The organism is Arthrobacter sp. DNA4, from assembly GCF_024362385.1.
Lineage (GTDB): Bacteria > Actinomycetota > Actinomycetes > Actinomycetales > Micrococcaceae > Arthrobacter.
Map to the genome: position 1 here is coordinate 2925781 of NZ_CP101466.1, position 26363 is coordinate 2952143.

Here is a 26363-nt window from a genome sequence, read left to right on the forward strand (position 1 = left end):
AACGGTCCAACTTTAGGCGGGCATTCCGGCCGCCGCGGGTAGGCTGGTGCGGTGAAGATCGAGGGCAGCACCGGCACTGGCAGCGGCGGAACGGACCGGGACTGGGCGGACCAGGCCATCCGCACCATCACGGCGGAGAACAACCGTTCCGCGGACACCCACCTCTATTCGGTGGCCCTGCCGGAGCACTGGGGCATCCAGCTGTACCTCAAGGACGAGTCCACCCACCGGTCCGGTAGCCTCAAGCACCGGCTGGCCAGATCGCTGTTCCTGTTCGGCCTGGTCAACGGCTGGATCCGGGAGGACACCACCATCGTCGAGGCCTCCAGCGGAAGCACCGCTGTATCGGAGGCGTACTTCGCCCAGCTGCTGGGGCTGCCCTTCGTCGCCGTCATGGCACGCACCACCAGCCCGGAGAAAATCGCACTGATCGAGAAGTTCGGCGGCTCGTGCCTGCTGGTGGAGAACGCCTCTGACGTCTACGCGGCGGCGGAAGAGGTGGCTGCCACCTGCAACGGGCACTACATGGACCAGTTCACCTATGCGGAGCGGGCCACGGACTGGCGCGGCAACAACAACATCGCCGAATCAATCTTCGGCCAGCTCAGCCTGGAGCCACACCCGGTGCCGGACTGGATCGTAGTGGGCGCCGGCACCGGCGGAACAAGCGCCACGATCGGCCGGTACCTGCGGTATCACAGCCATCCCACCAGGCTGCTGGTGGTCGACCCGGAAAACTCCGCGTTCTACCCCGGCTGGCTGGGGGAAGCAGCCGCGCAGCCCACGGGCCTGCCTTCGCGGATCGAAGGCATTGGCCGGGCGCGGATGGAGCCCAGTTTCATTCCCACGGTGATCGACAGGATGGTCCAGGTCCCCGATGCCGCGTCCATTGCTGCGATGCGCCACCTGCACTCCTTCGCCGGCCTGCACGCCGGCCCGTCCACCGGCACCAACCTGTGGGGCGTCTGGCAGACAATTGCCGGCATGCTGTCGGAGGGACGCCGGGGCAGCATCGTGTCCTTGATGTGCGACGGCGGCGAACGCTATGCGGGCAACTACTGGAACCAGGAGTGGCTGGCTGGCCAGGGGCTGGATCCGGCGCCGCACGAAGCGGTGATTGCGCGCTTCCTGGACACCGGGGAGTGGACCGGCTAGACCTCCACCGACTCGCGCGGTGCCAGGTGCCGGTATTCTGTGCCGTACTTGGCCCCGATCCGCTTGACGTGCCCTTCAACGATTCCCAGGCCGTTGTCGTTGAGCAGCCCGTCGTGGATCTGGAACGCACGCGGCGCCCGCACGCCGATCACAAAGTCCACTACCTCGGCGGACTTGCTCCACGGGGCGTGCAGCGGAACCAGGAGTGTCTGGACCGTGATGCCGTCCGGGATGATGAAGGAGTCCCCCGGGTGGTACACGTTCTGGTCCACCAGGAAGCCGATGTTGGCCACCATGGGAATCTGGGGGTGGATCAGGGCGTGCTGGCCACCAAAGCTGCGGATGTCGAAGCCCGCCGCCTGGAACGAGGATCCCGGATCCACCGCGTGGATGCGTTCCGCGGCACCGGCAGCTTCCTGGCGCAGCTGCTGTGCCACGCCCGCGGGAGCGTGGAGCTCTAGGTGCTGGTTGCCCTGGAGGGCCTCCACCACGGCCTTGGTGTCCAAATGGTCAGCGTGTTCGTGCGTCACCAGTACGGCGTGGGCCCCGGACAGCGCCTCCGCTGATTCGGAGAAGGTTCCGGGATCCAGGACCAGAACCCGGCCTTCCTTCTCGAGCCGGACACAGGCATGGGTGAATTTGGTCAGCTTCATAAGCGCCAGCCTAGGGTCCGTTCCGGAACGCTGTCCACGAACGCCGTCCAGGAAGATCCGGCTGGTAATCTTGATGTTTGCCCCCCACGGAAGCGAGTTCGTCCATGCCTACCGGCGTCAAGGCTGATTCCGCCGCCCCGTCCCCGGCTGGAGGCGGCAAGGAACAGCGCGTTACCAAGCAGCGCAAAGCCGTCAGTGCTGCCCTTGACCGGCTGGACGACTTCGTCAGCACCCAGGAGCTCTACCGGATCCTGCAGAACCAGGGCGTGTCGGTGTCGCTTGCCACCGCCTACCGCATCCTGCAGTCACTCGCCGATGAAGGCCTGGTTGACGTGCTGCGCAACGGCGATGGCGAGGCGGTGTACCGGCGCTGCGCTGTGACCGGCCACCATCACCACCTGCTGTGCAGGAACTGCGGAAAGGCCGTGGAGGTGGAAGCCCCCGCCGTGGAGACGTGGGCCGTGCGCACTGCGTCCGAGCATGGGTTCACCGAGGTGGACCACACAGTGGAAATCTTCGGGCTGTGCCCGGACTGCACTGCCCTTAAGGCTGCCGGGAAGCTGTAAGGACCCGCCCGTTGAGGCCACGGGCCTCCCGTACCGAGCCGATGGTACGGCACACCACGTAGATCAGGAACGACAACGTGGTGACATAGGGACTGATGGGGATCCGGCCGCCCAGGGCCAGCAGGATTCCGCCCACCGTGGCCGTCACGGCGAAAACCACGCTGAGCACCACCGCAGCCACCGGCGATGACGTGACCCGCAGGGCTGCGGCAGCGGGGGTGATGAGCAGGGCGAGGACCAGCAGTGCGCCCACCACCTGGATGGACAGGGCCACGCTGACGCCCAGGACAATCATGAAGACAATGCCCAGGCTGCGGACGGGCACTCCCCGCGCCTCGGCGAGTTCCGGGTCAACGCTGGCGAAGTTGAGCGGCCGCCAGACGGCCAGCAGCACGAGCATCACGACGACGGCAGTCCCGGCGAGTGCCTGGAGCTGGACTGTGTCCACGGAAACGATCTGCCCGGTCAGCAGCCCGAACTTGTTCGCCGCGCGGCCTTGGTAGAGCGACAGGAACAGGATCCCCAGTCCCAGCCCGAACGGCATGATGACCCCGATGATCGAGTTCTTGTCCCGGGCGCGCACCCCCATCAGGCCCAGCAGCAGCGCGGCCGCCACCGATCCAACCAGCGAGCCGAAGACCACATCGGCCCCGACCAGGAGCGCAAAAGCGGCGCCTGCAAAGGACAGCTCGGAGATGCCGTGGACAGCGAACGCAAGGTCGCGCTTCATGACGAAAGTGCCCACCAGGCCGCCGAGGAGCCCCAGGATGGCGCCGGCCCAGATGGAGTTCTGTACCAGGACCAACAGTTCGCCGTAGTTGTCGAAATTGAAAATGGCGCCCAGGATGCTGTCGGCGTCCATTACGCCACCTCCCCTGCCATCGCGTCCGCCCCGGCATGATGGTGCGTTGTGGCATCGGGCAGGCCGACCACCACGAGCCGGCCGTTGGCGCGGATCACCTCCACATGGCTGCCGTAAAGATCCGAAAGCACTTCCGTGGTCATGACCTCATCGGGCGCCCCGACGCGGAAACGTCCCCCGGCCAGGTAGAGGACACGGTCCACGTACTCGATAATCGGATTGATTTCGTGGGTCACAAAGACCACGGCACTGTTGTGCTCGCGGCTTTGTTTGCTGATCAGGGCGCTCACGGCCTGCTGGTGGTGGAGGTCCAGCGACAACAGCGGCTCGTCACAGAGCAGGACCTGGGGATCGGTCGCCAGGGCCTGGGCCACCCGGAGCCGCTGCTGCTCGCCGCCGGAGAGCTGGCCCACCGGGACGTTGGCATAGTCGGAGGCACCAACCAGCTCCAGGAGCTGGTCAACCTTCCGGTTTGTCCTGGCCAGTGAGAGCCGGATTCCCCAGCGGTGGCCGTCCACTCCCAGCCCCACCAGGTCGCGGGCCCGCATGGGTGTGTCCGGTGCAAAGGATTTCTGTTGGGGTATGTAGCCGATCAGGCTGCTGCCGCGTTCCACGGGCTGCCCGCCAAGCGATGCTTCTCCCGCCTGCAGCTTCTGCAGGCCCAGCAGCACTTTCAGGAAGCTGGTCTTGCCACTGCCGTTGGGACCCAGCACGGCGAAGAACTCACCGGGCCTGATGTCCAGGTCAAGGCCCTCCCAGAGCGTGCGCTGGCCGAACCTGAGGCACGCCCCTTTTAGGCTGACGACCGATTTCACCTGTTTGTCTCCAAAACCTTGCTGATGTTGTTCACATTGTCCGTCATCCACTGCAGGTAGGTCTTGCCTTCGGGCAGGGTCTCGGTGAAGTCCACCACAGGCACGCCCGCGGTTTCAGCCGCCTTCTTCAACGCTTCAGTCTGGGGCCCTTCCGTCTGGGCGTTGTATGCCAGCAGGCGGACGGCTTTGGACCCGACCAGGTCCGTGGCTTCCTTCAGGACGGCAGGAGGAACGTCGGCGCCCTCTTCAATTGCGGCGGTGTACTGCTCAGGCGTCGCGTTCGCCAGCCCGGCATCTTCGAGCAGGTACAGCGGCACTGGCTCCGTGACTGCCACCCGGCCCCCACCCCCGGCGGCTTTCAACGCGTCCAACTGGCTGTGCAGGGACGTCAGGGAGGACTTGAGGGATTCGGCGTTGGCGGAAAACGTGGCCGCGGAGCCGGGGTCCAGGGCGGCAAGCTTGTCCGCTATGCCGTCAGTTATCCGCTCCATGGCAGGCAGGCTGTACCAGACGTGCTCGTTGAGGCCGCCGTGGTCATGACCGTCGTGCCCGCCTGCCGCGTCCGGGGTTGTCGATGGCGCTGCAGTGGCAGCTTCTTCCGGATGGGCAAGGCCGGAAACCTCGACGGCGGTCAGCACCGAAGCGCTGTCGAGCTTGCTGCTCTCCACCAGGGTGTGGATGAAGTCGTCGTAGCCGCCACCGTTTTCGATGACGAGCTGGGCCTTGGACACAGCCAGCCGGTCCTGGGCGGTCGCCTCGTAGGAGTGCGGATCCTGCCCGGCGCTGTTGATGATGGCCGTCACCTTGACCTTGTCCCCGCCGATCGTGCGGGCAATGTCACCGTAGACGTTCGTTGAGGCCACGACGTTGATCCCCTGTGCCTGGTCCGCGGTTTGGGACGGCTGGGGGCTGCAGGCACTGAGCAGGAGGCCGACTCCTGCGAGGGCGGCAAGGAAGGAGCTGGCAGCGGCTGGACGGCGCACGGAAAACCTCAGTTCACACAGGATGGGGAGGACAACAATGCCCAGCCTATACCTAAATGCGAATGATTCCTATTTAGATGGGCGCGCTGCTTCACAGGGCCCGCGCCTGACGCGCCCCTGGGAAAAGGCAGGGGCGCGTCAGGGTCTCAGCTGCCGTTCGGCTGGCCCAGCCTGCGGATTCCGGTGGCCTGCGTTGCGTCCCTGATCTCGCCGACCAGCTGTTCGATGACGTCCTCGAGGAAGAGCACCCCGCGCGTATTGCCGTCCGGGCCAATCACTCGCGCAAGGTGGGATCCGGTGCGCTGCATGACGGACATGGCCTTTTCGATCTCGTCGCCCAGCGCCAGGTTTGCCAGGGACCGGACCCGGCTTTCGGCGATGGGCAGCTCATAGGCGGACTCCGGTATGGACAGCACGTCTTTTACATGGAGGTAGCCGTAGAGCATGTCGTCGTCGTCCAGCATGGGGAACCGGGAGAAACCAGTACGGCTGACGGCTTTCTCGAACTCCACGGGGGTGGTGGATGCCCCCAGCATGACCAGGTTTCCGATCGGGACCATGATGTCCTCGGCCGTGTGCTCCGAGAACTCGAGCGCACCCGTAATGAGCCCGGCGTCATCGTCCACCAAGCCGTGGCGGGTGGACTCCTGGACAATCGACTGCACCTCCTCCAGCGTGAAGGAGGACGTGACCTCGTCCTTGGGCTCGATCCGCATCAGTTTGAGGATGTGGTTGGCCGACCAGTTGAGGACTGAAATCACCGGATGGACCAGCCGCGAGATGAACAGCAGCGGCGGGGCCAGGAACAGTGCAGCCTTGTCCGCCACGGACACCGAGATGTTCTTGGGCACCATCTCGCCGAATGTCACGTGCAGGAAGGTCACCAGCATCAGGGCCACAGCGAAGGCTGCCACGTCAGCCACTTCCGCCGGCAGACCCACCGTTTCGATGGGGACCGCGAGCAGGTGGTGGATTGCCGGCTCGGCCACCAGCAGGATCAACAGCGAACAGACCGTGATGCCCAGCTGTGCGCATGCCAGCATCAGGGAGACGTTTTCCATGGCACGAAGGGTGGTGTGGGCGCGCTTTGAGCCGGCGTCGGCCAGGGGTTCGATCTGGCTGCGGCGCGCGGACATGATGGCGAACTCAGCGGCCACGAAGAAGGCGTTGCCCAGCAGGAGGACACCCAGCCACAGTATTCCGGCCCAGTCACTCATGGCTTGCTCCTGTGGTTGGCGTCCTGCGCAGCCGGCTCCGCCGCGGGGTGGAAGCAGATACGGTCGATCCTGCGGCCGTCCATCCGGGTGACGCTGAGTGTTCCGCCGTTGACCGGAACGGTGTCGCCCACGACCGCGATCCTGCCGAGCTTGCTCATGACATAGCCGCCCACGGTTTCATAGGCTGCTTCGTCCGGAACGCTCAGGCCAGGTATGTGCTCGGACAGCTCATCGGGACGGAGGAGCCCAGGGAAGTACCAGTCGCCGGAGGCGCTTTGCAGCAGCCCCGGCCGGACCTTGTCGTGCTCGTCCGCCACCTCGCCCACGATTTCCTCCACCAGGTCTTCCAGGGTGGCAATGCCGGCGGTTCCACCGTATTCATCCAGCACGACGGCCAGCTGCAGGTTTCCCTCCCGGAGCTCGGCCAGCAGGGCATCCAGGTGGATAGTTTCGGGCACGCGCAGCACCTCGGTCATGATGGCACCCGCTTCGAGATTCTGCCGGCGTTCCCACGGCACGGCAACGGCCTTCTTGACGTGCACCAGGCCTCGGATGTCATCGGCCGAGTCCCCGATGACCGGGAAGCGTGAGTAGCCGGTCCTGCGTGCCGCATCCACGACGTCGGAGACCGGCTGGTCGGCGTCGATCGTTTCCAGCCTGATGCGCGGTGTCATCACGTCCGCCGCTGTCCTCGTGGAGAAGTTCAGGGTGCGGGCAATGAAGTTGGCAGTCCCGGCGTCAAGGGTTCCCATCGCAGCGGACCTGCGGACCAGCGAGGCAAGCTCCGCCTGCGTCCGGGCACCCGAAATCTCCTCCTTGGCTTCCAGTCCAAAGACGTGCAGGACCTTGTTCGAAAATCCGTTGAGGACCAGGATGGCCGGTTTGAAGATGGTGGTGAAGACGAGTTGCGGCCCCGCCAGGGCGCGGCCCACGGGAAACGCCAGTGCGATGGCCATGTTTTTCGGCACCAGCTCACCCAGGAGCATGGACAGCAGCGTCGCCACCACCATCGCCAGGATCAGGGAGACGGACTCCACCGCCACGTCGGGAAGTCCGACCGCGCCCAGCGGCGCCTTGAGGAGGCGGCCCACCGAAGGTTCCATGACATAACCGGTGAGCAAAGTGGTCAGCGTGATGCCGAGCTGGCAGCTGGACAGCTGGGTTGACAGTGACTTAAGGCAGGTAAGCAAGGGCACCGCGCCCGTGTCGCCGTCGTCAATTGCGCGCTGGACAGTTGCCTGGTCCAGGGCGATAAGGGAGAACTCGACGGCTACGAAGAACCCGGTGCCGGCGATCAGCAGCAAGCCTGCTGCAAGGAGGAGCCACTCCATTCAGCATCCCGCCCGGAGCGCGGGCTGAGCCGGAAGGGTAGCCGGCCGTGGGGTGGAAAAGCTGTTTCGTCCCGGCGGAGGATGATCGGCGGATACCGACGCCTGGTCCGTGCGGGTTGCGGCAAGCTGGGCCGTGGGCTGGTGATGGGCGCGTTGTCGGGGTTTGCTTACTCTGGGGGCGGACTGCGCGGCGCTGCTCTTCGAGCTCCGCTGACAGCGCCCAGGCCGGCACCTAGATTTACTGTCCATAAGAATTTCAGTCTACAGGAGCAGCCCCGCGCCGGACGCTGGGCCGGGCGGCCGGAAGTGGCCTGTTGGCCTGCCTGCGCGAGCCCCGCACGGGCGGCCGCGCGGCCCCTCGCCGCAGGCCGGTGGCCGCCATATTCGGGCCCTGGTTCGTCACTTCATGATTTGAGTCACCCTTATTGGCAGTTAACACAGGATGCTCACTAGACTTGCAAAGGTCCGGGTTCAGAGGACGCAGAGACTGGTTCGAACGTAGTGCTGAAGCACCGGGGGGCCAAAGAGAAATCAAACTCATGGAAGAGGCGTATTTCAAGTGCCAGAGCAGCCAAGCCACCGTCTACCAGAGGAATTTGGCGGAAACGAGTGGCTCGTTGACGAACTGTACGAGCAGTACCAGCAGGACAAGAACGCCGTGGATGCCAAGTGGTGGCCCCTGTTCGAATCCTTCGACTCGGGCAACGGTTCTTCTTCCAATGGAAATTCCGCACAGGCCAACCCTCCCACCCGGGAACTCCCCGTCGTGAAGCAGGCTTCCGCAGCACCGGCACCGTCGCCGGCCGCTGCGCCGGCCGCCGCCGCTGCCCCGGCGCCCGCCGCACCGGCAGCCCCCGCACCCGTTAAGAAGGCCCCTGCCACGGAAGCCCGCGACGGCGGCAAGAAGACCGAGGCCGGCACCGGCTCGCAGCCCATCCCGGCGCAGCTGCCCAAGAACGTCAAGGCGCCCACCGCACCCGAGGAAGACGTCGTCTCCGTCCTCCGCGGACCGGCGAAGGCCATCGCCACCAACATGGTCACCAGCCTCCAGGTGCCCACCGCCACCAGCGTCCGTGCCATTCCGGCCAAGCTGCTCATCGACAACCGCGTGGTCATCAACTCAAACCTGGCCCGCGCCCGCGGCGGCAAGGTTTCCTTCACGCACCTTATCGGCTACGCCGTGATCCGCGCCCTGTCCCAGTTCCCCTCCATGAACGTGTACTACGACGAGGTGGATGGCAAGCCTGTTGCAGTCCAGCCGGCGCACGTCAACTTCGGCATCGCCATCGACATGCCCAAGCCCGACGGCACCCGGCTGCTCATGGTCCCGAACATCAAGAAGGCTGAGACCCTCAACTTCGCCGAGTTCTGGCACACGTACGAGGACCTGATCAAGCGGGCCCGCAACGGCAAGCTCACCGCCGAGGACCACCAGGGCACCACCGTGTCCCTGACCAACCCCGGCGGCATCGGCACCGTCCACTCGGTGCCGCGCCTTTCCAAGGGCCAGGCCGCCATCATCGGCGTCGGCGCCCTTGACTACCCCGCAGAGTTCCAGGGCGCCAGCGAGAAGATCATCGCCCAGAACGCCATCAGCAAGGTCCTCACCCTGACCTCGACGTACGACCACCGCGTCATCCAGGGCGCAGGCAGCGGCGAGTTCCTCAAGCTGGTCCACCAGCTGCTGCTGGGCGCGCAGAACTTCTACGACGAAATCTTCGAAGCCCTGCGCATCCCCTACGAGCCCGTCCGCTGGAGCCCGGACCTGCAGGTGGACCCGGCCGACGAGATCAACAAGGTCGCCCGGATCCAGCAGCTGATCCACTCCTTCCGCGTCCGCGGCCACCTCATGGCGGACACCGACCCGCTGGAGTACGTCCAGCGCAAGCACCCGGACCTCGACGTCCTCACCTACGGCCTGACCCTCTGGGACCTGGACCGCGAATGGCCCACCGGCGGCTTCGGCGGCAAGCCGATGTTGAAGTTCCGCGACATCCTCGGCGTCCTGCGCGATGCCTACTGCCGCACCACGGGCATCGAGTACATGCACATCCAGGAGCCTGCCGAACGCAAGTGGTTCCAGGACCAGCTGGAGCACGCCTACTCCAAGCCCAGCCGCGAGGAACAGCTGCGGATTGTCTCCAAGCTGAACGCCGCCGAGGCCTTTGAGACGTTCCTGCAGACCAAGTTCGTGGGCCAGAAGCGCTTCTCCCTGGAAGGCGGGGAGTCCCTGATCCCGCTGCTTGACGCCATCATGTCCGATGCCGCCGACGACGGCCTGGACGAGGTTGCGATCGGCATGGCCCACCGTGGCCGCCTCAACGTACTGACGAACATCGCCGGCAAGACCTACGCCCAGGTGTTCCGCGAGTTTGAAGGCACCCAGGATCCGCGCTCTGTGCAGGGCTCCGGTGACGTCAAGTACCACCTGGGCACCGAAGGCACCTTCACCTCCGACAACGGCAAGGAGACCAAGGTCTACCTCGCCGCCAACCCCTCGCACCTGGAAGCCGTGGACTCCGTCCTCGAAGGCATCGTCCGGGCCAAGCAGGACCGGCTGGACCAGGGCGAGTCGTTCCCTGTCCTGCCCATCATGGTCCACGGCGACGCGGCCTTCGCCGGTCAGGGCGTGGTGGCGGAAACGCTCAACCTGTCCCAGCTCCGGGGTTACCGCACCGGTGGAACCATCCACATCGTGGTCAACAACCAGGTGGGCTTCACCACCGCCCCGTCATCGTCGCGCTCGTCCACCTACTCCACTGACGTTGCCAAAATGATCCAGGCGCCCGTGTTCCACGTGAACGGCGACGACCCCGAGGCTGTTGTCCGCATCGGCCAGCTGGCCTATGAGTTCCGGCAGCGCTTCCACAAGGACGTTGTGATCGACATGGTGTGCTACCGCCGCCGGGGCCACAACGAGGGCGATGACCCCTCGATGACCCAGCCGCTGATGTACAACCTCATCGAAGCCAAGCGCTCCGTCCGCAAGCTGTACACCGAGTCACTCATCGGCCGCGGCGACATCACCGAGGAAGAAGCCGAGCAGCTGCTCCGCGACTACCAGGAACGGCTGGAACGGGTCTTTGCCGAGACCCACGCCGCCCAGACCTCGCCTATCCCGATCGTGACCGCCGACTCCGCTGCTGTGTCCGACATCGAACGGCCCAAGGCACAGCAGTCCGATTCCAGCGTCAGCGCACCGGCCTCCACCGCCATCAGCGCCGACACCTTGGCCCGGATCGGCAAGGCACACGTCGAGATCCCCGACGGCTTCACGGTCCACCCCAAGCTCAAGCAGCTTCTGGAGAAGCGCGAACAGATGTCCCGCGAGGGCGGCATCGACTGGGGCTTCGGCGAGATTGCAGCCTTCGGCTCGCTGATCATGGAAGGCGTCCCCGTGCGCCTGGCTTACCAGGACTCGCGCCGCGGCACCTTCGTGCAGCGCCACGCCGTCTTCCACGACCGTGCCAACGGCAAGGAATGGCTGCCCCTGGGCAACCTCTCCGATGACCAGGCCAAGCTGTGGATCTACGACTCCCTGTTGTCCGAATACGCCGCCATGGGCTTCGAGTACGGCTACTCGGTGGAACGCCCGGACGCCCTGGTCCTGTGGGAGGCCCAGTTCGGTGACTTCGTCAACGGTGCGCAGACCATCATCGACGAATTCATCTCGTCCGCCGAGCAGAAGTGGGGCCAGCGCTCCTCGCTGGTCCTGATGCTCCCGCACGGCTACGAGGGTCAGGGCCCGGACCACTCCTCCGCCAGGATCGAGCGGTTCCTGCAGCTGTGTGCCGAGGACAACATGATCGTGGCCAACCCCACCACGGCGGCCTCGCACTTCCACCTGCTGCGCCGCCAGGCGTACAGCCGCCCGCGCAAGCCGCTGATCATCTTCACGCCCAAGCAGCTCCTGCGCCTGAAGGCTGCCGCGTCGTCCGTCGAGGACTTCACCAACGGCACCTTCCGCCCCGTCATCGGTGACCACGAGCAACTGCCGGCCACCGCCGTCGAACGTGTGCTCCTGGTGTCCGGCCGCCTGTACTACGATCTCCTGTCCACCCGGCAGAAGACCGGCGACAAGACCACCGCCATCGTCCGCGTGGAGCAGCTCTACCCGCTGCCGCACGCCGAGATCGAAGCGGAACTCGCCAAGTACCCCAACGCCGAAGTGGTGTGGGCCCAGGACGAGCCCGCCAACCAGGGGCCGTGGCCGTTCATGGGCCTGCACCTGCCGGAGGCCCTCGACCGCCGCGTCCGACTGGTGTCCCGGCCGGCATCGGCCTCCACCGCTGCCGGATCCATGAAACGGCACGCTGCGGAGCAGGATGTCCTCCTGAAGCAGGCATTTGCACGGAAGTAAGCAGTAAGGCTGCCCGGCCGGAGTCGAAATACCCGACTCCGGCCGGGCAGTTCTGTTTAATGGATTGACAGCGCCTCCCCGCGCCTCCGCAGCAGCGGCGGCAACGGTGGCAGCGGCCGTAACGAAGTAAACCCGTACCGAAGTAAAGAGGAACGCGTGGAAGACAGGAAGCTGCGGATCGCGGCTGTAGGAGACGAACTGCTGGCCGGACTGGGCGATCCCCGGGCGCTTGGCTGGCTGGGCCGCGTCCTGGCCCGCACTCCCCAGGACGGCATGCTGCTGGAAAGCTATGCCCTCCCCTGCCCGCAGGAAGGTACGGAAGGCCTCGCTGCACGCTGGCTGGATGAAGCCGGGAGGCGGTTCAGCCCCCAGGCGGAGAACCGGCTGGTCATCGGCCTCTCGGGTCGCGACATCGAATTCGGCCTCTCCACTGCACGGAGCCGGTTGAACCTGGCCAATATCCTGGACTCGGCTTCCCAGAACAGGATCGAAGTATTCGTCGTGGGGCCACCCCCCACCCTGGACCCCGCCCAGAACCGCCGGCTGGACGAACTCAATACTGCCTTCGCGGATGTGACCACCCGCCGCAAGCACCTCTACGTCGACACGTTCTCGCCCCTGCTGAACCACGAACAGTGGCGCCAGGACCTCGCCGCAAACGGTGGAACCCCCGGCCAGGCCGGGTACGGCCTCATGGCCTGGCTGGTACTGCACCGCGGCTGGTTCCAGTGGCTGGGCATGGACGCGCCCCAGTAGCGCCATTCGAGATATATCTTGACCCCGCCACCGGGCGGCGATACGTTGGAGCGACAACGCGATATATCGCCTTCTGGAGGGGACCATGACCGGAGAAAGCTGGACTGTCGCCAGCCCGCAAACCATCGACATCGACGCTGTGACGGCCGTGAAGCTCGGCATGGTTGGGGGTAGGTTTGAGATCATCGAGCACGACGAACCCGCAGTTCGCCTGGAATTCTCCGAGGTCCACGGCGACCCCGTGGCGGTGTCCCTGAACGGCGGCAGGCTGGAGGTCCGGCACCAACTGCACGGCGCGCAGGGCTGGTTCAAGAACCTCATGGAGACCGTAAACCACACCAGCGACAACTCGGCCGTCATTACCATCCTCGTTCCCCGTGGAGTGGAGGTGGAAGCCGGAACCGTGAGGGGGGATGGAACCGTCACAGGTATTTCCGCCCACGTGCGGCTCAACACCGTGTCGGGTTCCGTCACTGCGGACAACACCTCCGGCGAACTGCAGGTCAACACGGTCAGCGGCAGCGTGGCCGTCAGGAACCACCGGGGCGTCCTCACCGCCAAAAGCATCTCCGGTGAGGTCACGGCGTCCGGCCACTTCAGCCATGTACGCACCAACACCGTCAGCGGACACCTCAGCTTCGACCTGCTCGATTACACGCAGGATTTTGGCTCCAACTCCGTCTCGGGAGACCTCACCATCAGCCTGCCGGCTGACGTGGGCGTCGACATCGTGGCCAAGTCCGCCGGCGGGGCGGTCATCCTCGACGGGCACCAGTGCCTCCTGACGAACGGCAAAGTGGAGACGATTGCCGGGCCCGATGGGCAACTGATGCTCGTCCGGACCAACTCGGTGTCCGGCAAGACCTCCATCTCGCACGCGCCCGCGCCCGTCGACTCCAATGGGGAAGCTGAACGCTGATGGCTCCCGTCTTCGCACACGGTGCGTTGCGCCTCTATCTCCTCTCCCTGCTCGAAAGCGGCCCCAAGCACGGCTACGAGCTCATCAAGGCGCTCAAGGACCGGTTCGGCGGGACTTATTCACCGAGTGCGGGGACCGTCTACCCCAGGCTGGGCAAACTCGAAGAGGACGGCTTGGTGGCCACCGAGCCGGCGGGACGGCGCACCAACTACCGCATCACAGCAGCCGGCCTTGCTGAACTGAACCGGCGCCGGGAGGACCTGGCGGGCGTTGAGAATGACATCGCAGCTTCGGTGCAACGGCTTTCCGGAACCCTCAAGGAGGACATCCGCAGCAGCATGCGGGGGTTCCGCAGCGACCTTGCCGCAGCGGCGGAGGCAGCCCGTGCCGCGGCTGCGTCGGCCACCACCCCGCCGGGAAGCGGCCAGCCGCAGGCGCGCAGGGGGCAACCGCTCAGGGAGGCAGAACTGCTGCTGCAGGATTTCCGCGACGAGCTTCGCGCGGACCTGCGGCGCCAGGCCACGCACCGGCCCATCAGCCCCGCGACGCTGGAGACCGTCAGGACGGCCCTGGACGAAGCCCGTGCGGCCATCCGTGGCACCCTTCAGCCCTAGCACCCCGCCATGCCAGCCCTCCCGCAGGTCATCCGCCGTTTCCCGGTTCGCGGGGCGCCAGATCATGTGGGAGACTTGAGGGCAGCTCTTTTGAGTACCAACAGTAAGGAGGCCAGCTATGAGCAAGCGTGCACGCAAGCGTCGTGACCGTAAGCGTGGCGGCGCGAACCACGGGAAGCGCCCCAACACCTAGGCAAATGCCAGGGACTACGGTTCAAGTGAAGGACCCCGCAAGCCTCTCGGCTTACGGGGTCCTTTGCTGTCTTCGGCCCTGACGGGGCGAACCGCGTCTTGTACCTACGCCTCCACGGGACGGATCGCGTGGATCCGGTCCAGGATGGCGTTCTTCAGATTGTCCGGCGCAGACTCGGTGCAGGACCGCTTGACCATGTTGCGGATGACGCACTCGAGGTCATACTGCTCCGTGCACTCGGGGCAGTCATCAAGGTGGTTCTTGATTTCCGTAATATCCTCGCGGGTCAGTGCCCCGTCAAGGTACTCGTAGATGCGTTGCATCCGGGTATCGTCGCAGTCGCCCAATCCCTGGCAGTCGCTCATTTCCTGTTCTCCTGTGCTTTGCTTCCTGCCGCATCCGACGCATTTGCGGCCGTTTTGAATCCCCGCTCGGCGGCGTATTCCGCGAGCATGTCCCGCAACATTCGCGCGGTGGAGCCGGGACATCACGGTGCCGATGGGCGTGTTCATGATGTCTGAGATTTCCTTGTAGGCGAAGCCCTCCACGTCAGCGAAATAGACCGCCAGGCGGAACTCCTCCGGAATGTCCTGCAGCGCCCTCTTGACGTCGGAATCCGGAAGGTGGTCCAGGGCTTCAGCCTCTGCCGAACGCAGTCCACTTGACGTGTGCGATTCCGCCCGGGCCAGCTGCCAGTCCTCGATGCTGTCCGAGTTCGACTGCAGTGGCTCGCGCTGCCGCTTGCGGTACAGGTTGATGTACGTGTTGGTCAGGATCCGGTAGAGCCAGGCTTTGAGGTTTGTGCCCGGCTTGTACTGGTGGAAGGCCGAGAAAGCTTTCGTGTAAGCCTCCTGGACCAGGTCCTCCGCGTCTGACGGGTTCCGTGCCATACGCATGGCCGCGGAGTACAGCTGGTCGACATACTGCATGGCGTCCCGCTCAAAGCGAAGCCGGCGTTGCTCCACGCTCTCGGTGGCAACGTCCAGGGTGCTGTCCTCAGCGTCCGCTTCAACGGCCAGCGGACCGGCATCTGCCTGTCCGGCAGGCAGGGGCGCTGCGCCTGCGCTGCCGTTCGCTTCGCCGGGAGAAGCCTCATACATGGCCGCGACGGCCGGATCCAGGGTGCTCATTGCCTTCAAGTCTACTGTCAGGCGCCCCGCAAGGGGCATGCCGTACTCCGGCGGCTCGGCGGCCAGTTTGTCCACTGCCACCGGTCCTGCCTGTCTGGTCCCGTCCAACACCTTCCGCAAGGCCCAACTCCGCTCTGTATCGGGTGAATGATCGCCGGGCCCGTCCCGCGGACCCGACAGCCATAACCGTCTTCCACGGGCAAATATTCCCCAAAAGTGCAAGACTAGGACCGACTCCGCCGCTCGCCGCGGCTCGTCCATCCAGGAGGAAATCCATGTCCTTTGTCCGCACGCTCGCCCGGCCCATGCTCGCTTCCAGTTTCGTTCTTGCCGGACTGGATAAGCTCAAGAACTCCGACGACACTGCCCAGCAGCTCTCCCCCCTGCTGCGCAAGGCTGCGGCCTCGCTGCCCTTCCAGACGAGCGAGAAGACCCTGGCCCGCGTCATCGGCGGAACCCAGGTGGGAGCCGGCGTCCTGTTCGGCCTTGGCAAATTCTCCCGGCTCTCCGCCGGCCTGCTCACCGTGGTCTCCCTCCTGAACACCTTCGTTGAGTGGCGCAGCGCGGACATCAGCAGCAAGGAAGGGCGCGAAGGCCGCAGGAACCAGCTGCTCAAGAACCTCTCCCTCAGTGGCGGCGCCCTGCTCGCATCCGTGGATACTGCAGGCAAGCCCGGCCTCGCCTGGCGCGCCGAACACCTTGCCGCCGACGCGCGCCGCAACGCTTCGCACCTGGCCGCCGACGCCCGCAGGACCACCACCAAGAAGCTGAACAAGGCGGACAAGGCCGTACGCCGCGCCGTCGAGCACGCCGCGGGAGCCTAAGCACGAATGACCGCAGCAGCTGCCACCCGGGACGCATCCGGAACACCCGTCCAGCACTGGGCCGCACCTTTCGCAGCCCGGCCCGTCAATGCCACCGTAACCGTCCCCGGCTCGAAGTCCCTGACCAACAGGTACCTGGTCCTCGCGGCCCTCGCGGACGGACCGTCCCGGCTCCGGGCCCCCCTGCACTCCAGGGACTCCGCGCTCATGATCGAGGCGCTCAGGCAGCTCGGCGCCACCATCACCGAAGTGCCCGGGGACGGCTCCTTTGGACCTGACCTGGAGGTTGTTCCGCTCCCGGCGGCAGCCGCGCCGTCCGCCACCAGGATCGACTGTGGGCTTGCCGGCACCGTCATGCGGTTCGTCCCGCCGCTCGCGGCGCTCCGCAACGGAGCCAGCGTGTTCGACGGCGATCCGCATGCCCGGAAGCGTCCCATGGGGACCATCATCGAAGCCCTCAAAGCCCTGGGCGTGGCCGTTTCCGCCGAAGACGGCAGCGCCCCGTCGTCGCTCCCGTTCGTGGTGGAAGGCACAGGCGCAGTCCGGGGCGGCCACCTGGTGATCGATGCCAGCGCCTCGTCGCAGTTCGTCTCCGCCCTCCTGCTGGTGGGAGCAAGGTTCGACGAGGGCCTGCACCTTGAGCACGTGGGCAAGCCGGTGCCGAGCCTGGACCACATCAACATGACGGTGGCTGTCCTGCGCGGCGCCGGCGTGTCAGTGGACGACTCGGTCCCCAACCACTGGGTGGTGGCGCCGGGACCCATCCGCGCCTTCGACCAAAGGATTGAACAGGACCTGTCCAATGCCGGGCCCTTCCTGGCGGCGGCCCTGGCGTCACGGGGCACGGTCCGCATCCCCAACTGGCCCACGGAAACGCAGCAGGTGGGCGACCTCTGGCGCGGCATCCTGACCCGGATGGGAGCCACCGTCACCCTGGCCGACGGCGTCCTGACCGTCACGGGCGGCCCGGAGATCAGGGGCGGTGACTTCGCTGACACCAGTGAGCTGGCTCCTACCGTCGCGGCCCTGTGCGCCCTTGCCACGGGGCCCTCCCGGCTCAGCGGGATCGCACACCTCAGGGGACATGAGACCGACCGGCTGGCGGCCCTGGTCGCGGAAATCAACCGGCTCGGCGGCGACGCCGAGGAAACCAGCGACGGCCTGGTCATCCGGCCCGCCCGGCTGCACGCCGGCGTCGTCCACAGCTACGCCGACCACCGCATGGCCACTGCCGGGGCGATCCTTGGCCTCGCGGTGGACGGCGTCCAGGTGGAGGACATCGCCACCACAGCCAAGACCATGCCCGACTTCCCGCAGCTCTGGGCAAGCATGCTGGCCCAGGATGCTGCCGGGGCGCCGGGGCCGGAAGGGCGCGGCAGTGGCGCGGAGCACTGATTCCTGGGACGAATCAGACGTCCGGATCCGCCCCAGCAAGAAAGGCTCCCGGCCCCGGACCAAGGACCGGCCCAGCCACGACGATGCCGTGACCGGTCGGATCATCACGGTGGACCGCGGACGGTACACGGCAGTGGTGGGCGAAGACTCGGACAACGAGCGCGTTGTCATCGCAGCGCGGGCCCGCGAACTGCGCCGCTCGCCCGTGGTGGCCGGCGACTTCGTCTCGCTCGTGGGGGACGTGTCCGGGGCCCCGGACACGCTGGCCCGACTGGTAAAGATCCAGGACCGCCATACCCTCCTGCGCCGCAGCGCCGACGACACCGACCCCGTTGAGCGGGCCGTCGTGGCCAACGCCGACCAACTGGTGATTGTGGTGGCGGCCGCCAACCCGGAGCCGCGAACCGGGTTCATCGATCGCGCCCTGGTGGCTGCCTACGACGCAGGAATCGAGCCGATCCTGCTGGTCACCAAGGCCGACGTCAAGGACCCTGCGGAGTTGCTGTCCAACTACACCCACCTGGACTTCCCGGTGATCATCAGCCGGACTGCGGATGCTCGAGCCTCGGGGATCGACGCAAGGTCCGACGACGGCCTCTCGGCAAGGCTGGACAGCGCTGCGGTCGCCGCCCTGCGCGACCACCTCGACGGCAAGGTCACCGTAATGCTGGGGCACTCCGGCGTGGGCAAGTCCACCATGGTGAACGCGCTGACCGGTGCCGAGCGGGCCACAGGTGGAGTAAACGCGGTCACCGGGCGCGGCCGCCACACGTCGTCGTCAGCCCTGGCCCTGCGCCTGGCAGACGCGCGGCAGCTGGATCATTGACACCCCCGGCATCCGTTCCTTCGGACTGGCACACGTGGACCCGGACCGGATCCTGCGCTCCTTTCCCGACCTCTCCCCCGGCATCGAAAACTGTGAACGCGGCTGCAAGCACACTGTAAACGCGGTGAACTGCGGCCTGGACGACTGGGTGGCAGGCGGGCACGCAGGTCCCACCGGCCCGGCACGCCTGGCATCGCTCCGGCGGCTGCTCGGCGCTGACCCCCGCATGGAAGCACAGGAAACCAAAGAGCTCGGCAGCGTCAACTGACGCGTTCTCCCGGCAGAAACGTCCGCAGACGGTAGTTTGTAACCATGATCCAACCCGCTTCGAGCTACAACGATGACCTGCGCCTGGCCCATGTCCTGGCCGACTCCGTGGATGACCAGACCATGGGCCGCTTCAAGGCCCTGGACCTCCACGTTGAGACCAAGCCGGACCTGACGCCCGTCACCGACGCCGACAAGGCAGCCGAGGAGGCCATCCGCGGCCAGCTCTCCCGCTCCCGGCCACGCGATGCCGTCCTGGGCGAGGAATTCGGCAGCACCGGGCACGGTTCACGGCGCTGGATCATCGATCCCATTGACGGGACGAAAAACTTTGTCCGGGGCGTCCCGGTCTGGGCCACGCTGATCGCCCTGGTGGACGAAGGCGAGCCCGTGGTGGGCGTCGTCAGCGCCCCGGCCCTCGGCAAGCGCTGGTGGGCGGCAAAGGGCATGGGCGCGTACATGGGCCGGTCCCTGGCAGCTGCTACCCGGCTGCGCGTCTCGAACGTGTCCAGCCTCTCCGACGCCTCCCTCTCCTACTCCAGCCTGACCGGCTGGAAGGAACGCGGAAACCTCGACGAATTCCTTGGGCTGACCGAGGACGTCTGGCGGACCCGGGCCTACGGCGATTTCTGGTCGTACTGCATGGTGGCAGAGGGCTCCGTGGACATCGCCTGCGAACCGGAGCTCAACCTCTACGACATGGCTGCGCTGGTGCCGATCGTCGTTGAGGCGGGCGGCCGGTTCACCTCCCTCGAAGGCGAGGACGGACCGTTCGGCGGGAACGCGCTGGCCACCAACTCGATCCTGCACTCAGAAGTGCTGCACCGCCTCAACCCGTACCTGGACGACCTGCTGTAACTGCCACGATTTGCCCCCTTAAACGAACATTGCGACGCCGGACACCTCCAGACGGGGGTGTCCGGCGTCGTTTATTCGATATTGCGTAACAAAGCCCTTAACAATTGCCGCGGCTTCAATCCTGGCCGCCCCATGTCCTACGCTTTTATGCAGGTCACGAGTGCCAGCGCAAAACCCCGGTTTGCTGGTAAGCAACCCTCCATTCGCGGCGGGGTGCCCCGGGTGACGACCAGGCCGGTCCGGAGTGGATGCGGCAAGCGCGGATTCCCTATGCCGGAGTCCTGTATTCAAGTGAGGTCTCTGTGACAACTGCCACCGTCTCCCCCCAACCCGCCATTGCCGAAGGCCGCATTGCCGGCGATCGCCACGCCGTTGCCGGCCGTCCCCTTGCTGCCGTCACCGGCGCCGAAATCCAGGCACCGCTGATTTCCGGCGGCCACATCCGGTACGCGAACCTTGACTACGGCGCATCCGCTCCGGCGCTCTCCGTGGTCTCCGCCTACCTGAACGAGATCCTGCCCTACTACGCGAGCGTCCACCGGGGGCCGGCTACGCGTCCCAGATCAGCACGTCCGTTTACGAGAATGCACGCAGCATTGTCCGGGACTTCGTGGGCGGCCGGACGATTCGGTCATCTTCACCCGCAACACCACCGATTCGCTGAACCTCCTGGCCGGCTGCCTGCCTGCCACCAACGGCCGGCATGACGGCGAAGTCCTCTACCTGGACATCGAACACCATGCCAACCTCCTGCCGTGGCAGGGGGTTCCGCACCGCAGCATCGTTGCCGCCGACACGGTGGCGGGCACCCTGGACGCCGTCCGGACCGAACTGGAGCAGGGCGGAGTCAGCCTGCTGGCGGTCACCGGCGCCTCCAACGTCACCGGCGAGATTCTTCCCATCCGGGCCCTGGCCGCGCTGGCCCACCAGCACGGTGCCCGGATCGTGGTGGACGCGGCCCAGCTCGCTCCGCACCGCCGGGTGGACATCAGCGCGGACGGCGTCGACTACCTCGCCTTTTCCGGCCACAAGCTGTACGCGCCGTTCGGCGCGGGTGTCCTGGTGGGACGTCCCGACTGGCTGGACACCGGCGTCCCGCACCTCGCCGGCGGCGGGGCGGTCAAGGAAGCACGGCTCGACGGCGTCAGCTGGGCCACCGGGCCGGCCCGCCATGAGGGGGGCTCGCCGAACGTCCTTGGCGCCGCCACCCTGGCCCGCGCCACCCAGGTCATCGCCGAACTCGACCAGGACCGGTGGCATGCCCACGAGTCAGCGATCAGGTCTTTCCTGGTGGAGGGCCTGCAGGACATCGACGGCGTCACCGTCCACCAGATCTTCAAGGACACCAACCCGGAAACGGACACCATCGGCGTGGTCAACTTCTCAGTCGAGGGCTACGACGCAGGGCTGGTGGCCGCCTACCTTTCCGCAGAGCACGGGGTGGGCCTGCGCGACGGACGCTTCTGCGCCCACCCCCTGTTGAAGCGCCTGGGCCTGCCGTCCGGTTCCCTCCGGGCAAGTTTCGGCGTGGGTTCGCGGCTGGAGGACGCCGAACGCCTCCTCACCGGCATCCGGACACTGCGCAGCAACGGACTGGGATGGGACTACGTGGTGGACGCGGGCCGCTGGGTGCCCGCCAACGATGTCCGCACCTACCCGCACTGGGCGCCCAACACTCCCGGGACGGCCGGCGCAGCCCCCTGCCTCGACGACTGAGCGGCGGGGCGGCGACTGCCTGCTGATGCCGGGCATGCGGTAAATTCGAAGGACATCCGCAGGCAGCACCAGAAGGAGGCCACGCGTGGTTCGGGGTGGCCCCAGGCTTGATAACGGCCGGCGCACGGAGCTCGGGCAGAGCTTCCAGGACGGCGGCCGCCACTACCAGCGCGTCCGGCCCGGCTACCCTGCGGAATCTGCACGGTGGCTGGTACCGGCCGGAGCCCATGACGCCCTGGACGTGGGCGCGGGTACGGGAAAGTTCACCGCGTTGCTGCTGGCCATGGGGCTGAACGTCACCGCCGTCGACCCCTCTGCGGACATGCTCGCCCAGCTGAAGGCCCACTGCCCCGCCGCCACGGCTGCGCCTGGGACTGCCGAGGCGACAGGCCTTCCCGACGCTGCCTTCGACGTCGTCACCGTTGCCCAGGCGTGGCACTGGTGCGACCCCCTCGCGGCAAGCACCGAGCTGGCGCGCGTCCTGCGCCCGCACGGAACGCTCGGCCTGGTCTGGAACCAGCTGGACACCTCCATCCCCTGGGTGCACCGGCTTTCCCGGATCATGCACGCCGGCGATGTGTACCGACCCGGCCACAAGCCCGTCGTCGGGCCCGAATTCCACGGGCTCGAAGGGCACGTCACCCACTGGCAGGACAGGGTGACCACCGGTGACTTGATGGAACTCACCAAGTCGCGCAGCTACTATCTGCGTGCCGGCGAGGCGACGCGGGCAAAAGTTCTGGCCAACCTGGACTGGTACCTGCACGAGCACCTGGCCCATGCCCACGGCCAGGAACTTGACCTTCCCTACCTCACCCTGGCCTGGCGCGCCACCAAGTCATGACGCACGCGGTTTGCGGCGGGGTGGCCGAAGCAGCGCACGCTGCCGCACCGGCCAAACCGGTAGGCTTGGGCATGTGAAGACCAGCGCGCCCTCCTCCTCAATCGAGGACTACGTCAAGGTCATCTACTCATTCACCGAATGGCAGGACAAGCCCATCACGTCCTCCCAGCTGGCACAGCGGCTGGGAGTGGCAAATTCCTCGGTCTCGGAAATGGTCCGGAAGCTGAAGGACCAGGGCCTGGTGGACCACAAGCCCTACAGCGCCGTCACGCTGACCGAGGCCGGCCTGCGGCTGGCACTGTCAATGGTCCGGCGCCACCGGCTCATCGAGACCTACCTCGTCCAGCGGCTCGGCTACAGCTGGGACGAGGTCCACGATGAAGCTGAACAGCTGGAGCATGCCGTGTCGGATACGTTCATCGAACGCGTCGCCGCGAAGCTCGGAGACCCTAAGCGGGACCCGCACGGCGACCCCATCCCCACCGCGGACGGCCAGGTCCTGATGCCGCGCGCCCACCTGCTCGCCGCGCTGGACCAGGGACACAGCGGCAAGATCACCAGGATCAGCGATGACAACCCTGAACACCTGCGGTACCTCGCCGCCCAGGACATCGACCTCGACGCGGAAGTCGAGGTGATGGGACGGAGGCCGTTTGGCGGCGCCCTTATGGTGCGGATCGCCGGTTCCGGCGGCACCCGCGAGTACGACCTTGCTGACGAAATCGCCTCAGCGTTGTGGGTCTCCAGCGACACCCCGCACCCAGGCTGCGTCCTGGGAAGCTAGCCCCGTTCACCTCCGCCGATTTGGCCGGTTCCCGTATTGTGGAAGGTGATGATCAGCAGACGCGACGCAGCAATAACCCTTGATGTTCCCCTTGAGATGGCACAGCGCCACGGCCTGCCGAAATGGATGTCGGAGGACGAGCTCCGCGGCATCATGGACAATCCCCCGCCCTGGCTGGTGCAGTCACGGGCCAACCGGACCGGCAAGCGGCCCGTCTGGGTACACCTGGAATGCGCCGTCTGCGGGTACGAGGAAGCCGCCCGGCCCAAGAAGTGGTGGCCGGACTTCACCTACGTGGTGTGCGGGCATCATGCCCCTTCCGACGTTCCCGCCGTGCGCCCCGGCTGCGTCCGCAGCGAGTACGACGGCGTGGGGACGCGTTTCGTGGGCATCGCTGACGTGGAAGCGCCACCGGTCAGCCAGTAGTCTTTCGTACTTCGCCTTCCGTGCTTCGCCTTCCGGACGTGCCCGCCCACGGTGCCGGGCCGCCGTCGACCCTTATCCAGCACCGTTGGCCGTCATTTCCTCCGGAACAGCTGTCAGGTGGAGCTCGACGCCGTCGCGCAGGACGGCCAGGTCGAGGGGCCGGCCGATGGCATCGGCGAACAGCAGGCGCTGCAGGCTCTCGGCGTTGCTGACGGGACGGCCGCCGGCTGTGACGATCACGTCCCCTGCGGACAGGCCTGCCGTGCCTGCGGGCGAACCGGGCAGCACCTCAACGACCCGGAGCCCTTCGCGCAGCCCGGTCCGGATCACGGCGCTGGAGCCGAGCTGCATGGGGGTGCTTACCAGGCCCAGGTACGCGCGGCGCACCCTCCCGTCTGACAGGAGCGCGGAGATGATCCTGCGGGTGGTGGCGTTGATCGGGATCGCCAGCCCCAATCCGGCTCCGGCCACGGCAGTGTTGATGCCCACGATCCTGGCATGGGTGTCCGCCAGCGCACCGCCGGAGTTTCCGGGGTTCAGGGCCGCGTCTGTCTGGATGACGTCCTCGATGACCCGCCGGTTTCCGCCCGACCAGACCGGAATAGCCCTGCCCAGGCCGCTGACCACCCCCGCAGTCACCGAACCGGCCAGTCCCAGCGGGTTTCCCACTGCGACCACGAGTTGGCCCACCCGGAGGGATTCCGCCGCACCGAACTCTGCAGGCCGGATCCCGGGCCGCGAACCTTTCACCACGGCAAGGTCTGACAACGGGTCCGCGCCCACCAGTTCCAGCTCCATCCTGCTGCCGTCGCCAAAGACCGCGAAGCCTTCCCGGGTGCTTACCACCACGTGGGAGTTTGTGAGCAGGTAGCCGTCCTCGGTGAAGAGGACCGCGGAACCTGCGCCCACCCTGACCCGTCCATTGCGGCGCTGCGCCGTCATTTCAATCGCTGCAACGTGGGGGGTGACTGCTGCCGCCACCCGCATCACCGTCTGCGAGTAGGAGTCCAGGACGTCGCCTGTGTCCGCTGGCATTGGTTCTTGCGCCTGTTCCATGGCGCACCTCCGGATTCAGTCCGCTCTCGGCGGTCGGGTGCCCTCAGGGGCCTTACGGAAGTCAACGATGCAGGGCCCGAATCCAGTCCCGCGCCGGCTACGCCTTCGGTGAACGGTGGAGGGGCAGCGCTGCACTTCGTGAGGGGTACCCCCAACGCCCTCAATATTCCATCAAGTAGAGAAATACCTGCTGCCCCGCTGTTAGCTTGGGGCAATGTCATGGGGGAATCACGGACCAGCCGCTGTGGAGCAGCCGGCAAAGGTCCGCGTCGAATGGATTGATGCGGCGCGGGGCCTGTGCGTCGTCGCGGTGGTGCTCTTCCACGTTGGGTTGTGGCACTTCCTCCGGTTCGAGCACGATGCCAGCGCTGCGTTCGCCTTCTGGGACATGGTGGCAACCGGACTCGGCTCAGTTCGCATGCCGCTGCTCCTTGCCGTCTCCGGAATCCTTGCGGCATCCAAGGTCCGTAACGGGTTCGGGAACGGCAGGGCATGGAATTCCAGCCTGAGCAACTATTACCTGTACGCCGTATGGCTGCTTCTCTATGCACTGCTCGGCATCGTCCTGGCGGGTTCGCCGCGGCCGCAGCGGGTTGTCTCTGTCGGTGATTTCTTCCTGCAGCTCATCGCCCCGGACACTCCCCTCTGGTTCATTTACGCCCTGGCCGTCTACGTCCCGCTGCTGACCCTCTGCAGGAAGCTCCCGTCGTGGGTGGTACTGGCCGCTCTTGCAGCCCTGAGCATCATCACCGCAACGCTGGTAGACAGCACTGCTTACCAGTGGGGCAAAGTCCCGGAGCTTGCGGTCTTCTTCGCCGCCGGTGTCTACGGAAAGAACATCTTCCTGCACATCGCGGGCGCCCGCAGGCTGCGCTGTCTCGCTGTGTCACTCCCGGCCCTCGCTGCCCTGATGGCGCTGCCGGAGAACCACCCCGGACTCGATCAGGCCGTCTTCATCCTTCAAGGATTGGCCGCTGTGATTGCACTGGTAGCGGTGATCAGTGCAGTCACCAGGTGCCGGCTCATTGCGGTGGCAGGGTCGTGGATTGGGCGGCGCACCCTTGGCATCTATCTCCTGCACGCGCCCATTATGGATTTCCTTGTCCTGGCTTTCCACGGCCCCTTGTCGCCGGTTGAGCCCGCCATCTCGAAGTCATTGCCCATCGCGCTTATTTATCCGCTTGCCTTGACCACGGCCGTCATCGCCGCCTGCGTGGGGGTCGAATCCCTCTTCAGGAGATGTGGGTTGACGTTCCTGTTCCAACGTCCGGGCGCCACACCGGGTCCTGTACCCACCCGTGCGCGGCTGCTGTCAAGGCTCTAGGATCGGTAGCATGACTGATTCGCCTGCCGGGTCCCGGACCGAACTGTTGAAACATGACGAATGCTGGCGGTATCTTCGGTCCTCCTATATCGGCTTACTGGCAGTCATCAACGGTGATGTGCCCGAGATTTTTCCCGTGAACTTTTCCGTTACCGGAGAAACGCTGGTGTTCCGCACGGCACCGGGCACCAAGCTGCGCGCCCTGCTCAGTGGGGCAGTTGCTGCGCTCGAAGTGGACGGGCTCAATCCGTACGCCACGGAAGTCTGGAGCGTAGTGGCCAAAGGCCGGCCGGAACCCTTCGATGAGGAACGGATGGCTTTGCCGGACGGCGATGCCGACCGGGAACCGTGGGAGCCGGGTATCAAGGACCATCTGGTGGCCCTTACCCCCACGGACATCACCGGGCGGCGTTTTGCCGTGCGGTCGCGCACTCGGTGGTGGCCGCCGGTCGACTTCTCCGCGGACTGGCTCTAGGCCCCCGGCAACCC

Annotated in this window: 22 protein-coding genes, 3 pseudogenes and 1 riboswitch; of the genes and pseudogenes, 16 read left to right on the forward strand and 9 right to left on the reverse strand. The window is 66.2% G+C overall.

Features of this window, described 5'->3' with window-relative positions; translation table 11 throughout:
• The first annotated feature begins 51 nt into the window (after positions 1-51).
• Positions 52-1155: a PLP-dependent cysteine synthase family protein gene (locus NMQ03_RS13465; protein WP_303693457.1), complete on the forward strand. Its 1104-nt coding sequence runs from the start codon at positions 52-54 to the stop codon at positions 1153-1155.
• Here NMQ03_RS13465 and NMQ03_RS13470 read toward each other — a convergent pair.
• Entirely contained in the window at positions 1152-1808 is a 657-nt protein-coding gene (locus NMQ03_RS13470) for an MBL fold metallo-hydrolase (protein WP_255172604.1), read from the reverse strand. The two genes, NMQ03_RS13465 and NMQ03_RS13470, sit on opposite strands and share 4 nt — an antisense overlap.
• 104 nt (positions 1809-1912) lie before the next feature.
• On the opposite strand from NMQ03_RS13470, the gene NMQ03_RS13475 reads away from it, so the two are divergent.
• The gene (locus NMQ03_RS13475) at positions 1913-2374 is read left to right on the forward strand and encodes a Fur family transcriptional regulator (RefSeq protein ID WP_159631620.1); all 462 of its coding nucleotides are present in this window, start codon (positions 1913-1915) and stop codon (positions 2372-2374) included.
• Here the strand turns inward: NMQ03_RS13475 and NMQ03_RS13480 are convergent.
• The 5 genes from NMQ03_RS13480 to NMQ03_RS13500 form a co-directional block, all read right to left on the reverse strand.
• Positions 2352-3236, reverse strand: a complete 885-nt coding sequence (locus NMQ03_RS13480; protein ID WP_255172605.1) for a metal ABC transporter permease — start codon at positions 3234-3236, stop codon at positions 2352-2354. The two genes, NMQ03_RS13475 and NMQ03_RS13480, sit on opposite strands and share 23 nt — an antisense overlap.
• The gene (locus tag NMQ03_RS13485) at positions 3236-4051 is read right to left on the reverse strand and encodes a metal ABC transporter ATP-binding protein (protein WP_255172606.1); all 816 of its coding nucleotides are present in this window, start codon (positions 4049-4051) and stop codon (positions 3236-3238) included. The genes NMQ03_RS13480 and NMQ03_RS13485 overlap by 1 nt, the downstream gene beginning before the upstream one ends.
• The gene (locus NMQ03_RS13490) at positions 4048-5034 is read right to left on the reverse strand and encodes a metal ABC transporter solute-binding protein, Zn/Mn family (protein ID WP_255172607.1); all 987 of its coding nucleotides are present in this window, start codon (positions 5032-5034) and stop codon (positions 4048-4050) included. The genes NMQ03_RS13485 and NMQ03_RS13490 overlap by 4 nt, the downstream gene beginning before the upstream one ends.
• Positions 5035-5180: 146 nt before the next feature.
• Positions 5181-6251: a hemolysin family protein gene (locus NMQ03_RS13495; protein ID WP_255172608.1), complete on the reverse strand. Its 1071-nt coding sequence runs from the start codon at positions 6249-6251 to the stop codon at positions 5181-5183.
• Positions 6248-7582: a hemolysin family protein gene (locus tag NMQ03_RS13500; protein ID WP_255172609.1), complete on the reverse strand. Its 1335-nt coding sequence runs from the start codon at positions 7580-7582 to the stop codon at positions 6248-6250. Before NMQ03_RS13500 ends, NMQ03_RS13495 begins: the two co-directional genes overlap by 4 nt.
• Before the next feature lie 559 nt (positions 7583-8141).
• Between NMQ03_RS13500 and NMQ03_RS13505 the strand changes: the two genes are divergently transcribed.
• The 4 genes from NMQ03_RS13505 to NMQ03_RS13520 all read left to right on the forward strand — a co-directional run bounded on the left by NMQ03_RS13505 (position 8142) and on the right by NMQ03_RS13520 (position 14231).
• Positions 8142-11942: a multifunctional oxoglutarate decarboxylase/oxoglutarate dehydrogenase thiamine pyrophosphate-binding subunit/dihydrolipoyllysine-residue succinyltransferase subunit gene (locus NMQ03_RS13505; protein WP_255172610.1), complete on the forward strand. Its 3801-nt coding sequence runs from the start codon at positions 8142-8144 to the stop codon at positions 11940-11942.
• Between the two features lie 156 nt (positions 11943-12098).
• Positions 12099-12698 carry a GDSL-type esterase/lipase family protein gene (locus tag NMQ03_RS13510; RefSeq protein WP_141160025.1) on the forward strand — a complete coding sequence of 200 codons (600 nt, stop codon included), beginning with the start codon at positions 12099-12101 and terminating at the stop codon, positions 12696-12698.
• Between the two features lie 85 nt (positions 12699-12783).
• Entirely contained in the window at positions 12784-13617 is an 834-nt protein-coding gene (locus tag NMQ03_RS13515; RefSeq protein WP_255172611.1) for a DUF4097 family beta strand repeat-containing protein, read from the forward strand.
• Positions 13617-14231, forward strand: coding sequence for a PadR family transcriptional regulator (locus tag NMQ03_RS13520; RefSeq protein WP_255172612.1), 615 nt, complete (start codon positions 13617-13619; stop codon positions 14229-14231). Before NMQ03_RS13515 ends, NMQ03_RS13520 begins: the two co-directional genes overlap by 1 nt.
• Before the next feature lie 297 nt (positions 14232-14528).
• On the opposite strand, the gene rsrA is transcribed toward NMQ03_RS13520, so the two are convergent.
• Both rsrA and NMQ03_RS13530 read right to left on the reverse strand, forming a co-directional pair.
• Entirely contained in the window at positions 14529-14789 is a 261-nt protein-coding gene (gene rsrA / locus NMQ03_RS13525) for a mycothiol system anti-sigma-R factor (protein ID WP_056334975.1), read from the reverse strand.
• Positions 14786-15593, reverse strand: a pseudogene (locus NMQ03_RS13530) (sigma-70 family RNA polymerase sigma factor). The gene rsrA and the pseudogene NMQ03_RS13530 overlap by 4 nt, the downstream one beginning before the upstream one ends.
• 236 nt (positions 15594-15829) lie before the next feature.
• Here NMQ03_RS13530 and NMQ03_RS13535 point away from each other — a divergent pair.
• The 8 genes and pseudogenes from NMQ03_RS13535 to NMQ03_RS13570 all read left to right on the forward strand — a co-directional run bounded on the left by NMQ03_RS13535 (position 15830) and on the right by NMQ03_RS13570 (position 23494).
• A complete protein-coding gene (locus tag NMQ03_RS13535) occupies positions 15830-16378 on the forward strand; it encodes a DoxX family protein (RefSeq protein WP_255172613.1) in 549 nt (182 codons plus the stop codon).
• Between the two features lie 6 nt (positions 16379-16384).
• Entirely contained in the window at positions 16385-17773 is a 1389-nt protein-coding gene (gene aroA / locus NMQ03_RS13540) for a 3-phosphoshikimate 1-carboxyvinyltransferase (protein WP_255172614.1), read from the forward strand.
• A pseudogene (locus NMQ03_RS13545) lies at positions 17757-18867 on the forward strand (ribosome small subunit-dependent GTPase A). The gene aroA and the pseudogene NMQ03_RS13545 overlap by 17 nt, the downstream one beginning before the upstream one ends.
• A gap of 44 nt (positions 18868-18911) precedes the next feature.
• Positions 18912-19724, forward strand: a complete 813-nt coding sequence (hisN, locus tag NMQ03_RS13550; RefSeq protein ID WP_255172615.1) for a histidinol-phosphatase — start codon at positions 18912-18914, stop codon at positions 19722-19724.
• A 152-nt stretch (positions 19725-19876) separates the two neighbouring features.
• A riboswitch (SAM riboswitch) is annotated at positions 19877-19990 on the forward strand.
• A 36-nt stretch (positions 19991-20026) separates the two neighbouring features.
• Positions 20027-21440: pseudogene (locus NMQ03_RS13555) on the forward strand (aminotransferase class V-fold PLP-dependent enzyme).
• Between the two features lie 85 nt (positions 21441-21525).
• Positions 21526-22284, forward strand: a complete 759-nt coding sequence (locus NMQ03_RS13560; protein WP_255172616.1) for a class I SAM-dependent methyltransferase — start codon at positions 21526-21528, stop codon at positions 22282-22284.
• 73 nt (positions 22285-22357) lie between these two features.
• Positions 22358-23068 (forward strand): metal-dependent transcriptional regulator, encoded by a 711-nt coding sequence (locus NMQ03_RS13565; protein ID WP_255172617.1) that lies wholly within the window; start codon positions 22358-22360, stop codon positions 23066-23068.
• Positions 23069-23116: 48 nt separating this feature from the next.
• Positions 23117-23494 (forward strand): hypothetical protein, encoded by a 378-nt coding sequence (locus NMQ03_RS13570; protein ID WP_159631605.1) that lies wholly within the window; start codon positions 23117-23119, stop codon positions 23492-23494.
• A 72-nt stretch (positions 23495-23566) separates the two neighbouring features.
• On the opposite strand, the gene NMQ03_RS13575 is transcribed toward NMQ03_RS13570, so the two are convergent.
• Positions 23567-24550 (reverse strand): S1C family serine protease, encoded by a 984-nt coding sequence (locus tag NMQ03_RS13575; RefSeq protein ID WP_255172618.1) that lies wholly within the window; start codon positions 24548-24550, stop codon positions 23567-23569.
• Positions 24551-24764: 214 nt separating this feature from the next.
• Here NMQ03_RS13575 and NMQ03_RS13580 point away from each other — a divergent pair, with 214 nt between their 5' ends.
• Positions 24765-25874, forward strand: coding sequence for an acyltransferase (locus NMQ03_RS13580; RefSeq protein ID WP_255172619.1), 1110 nt, complete (start codon positions 24765-24767; stop codon positions 25872-25874).
• A 10-nt stretch (positions 25875-25884) separates the two neighbouring features.
• Positions 25885-26349, forward strand: coding sequence for a pyridoxamine 5'-phosphate oxidase family protein (locus NMQ03_RS13585; RefSeq protein ID WP_255172620.1), 465 nt, complete (start codon positions 25885-25887; stop codon positions 26347-26349).
• Positions 26350-26363: the final 14 nt, after the last annotated feature.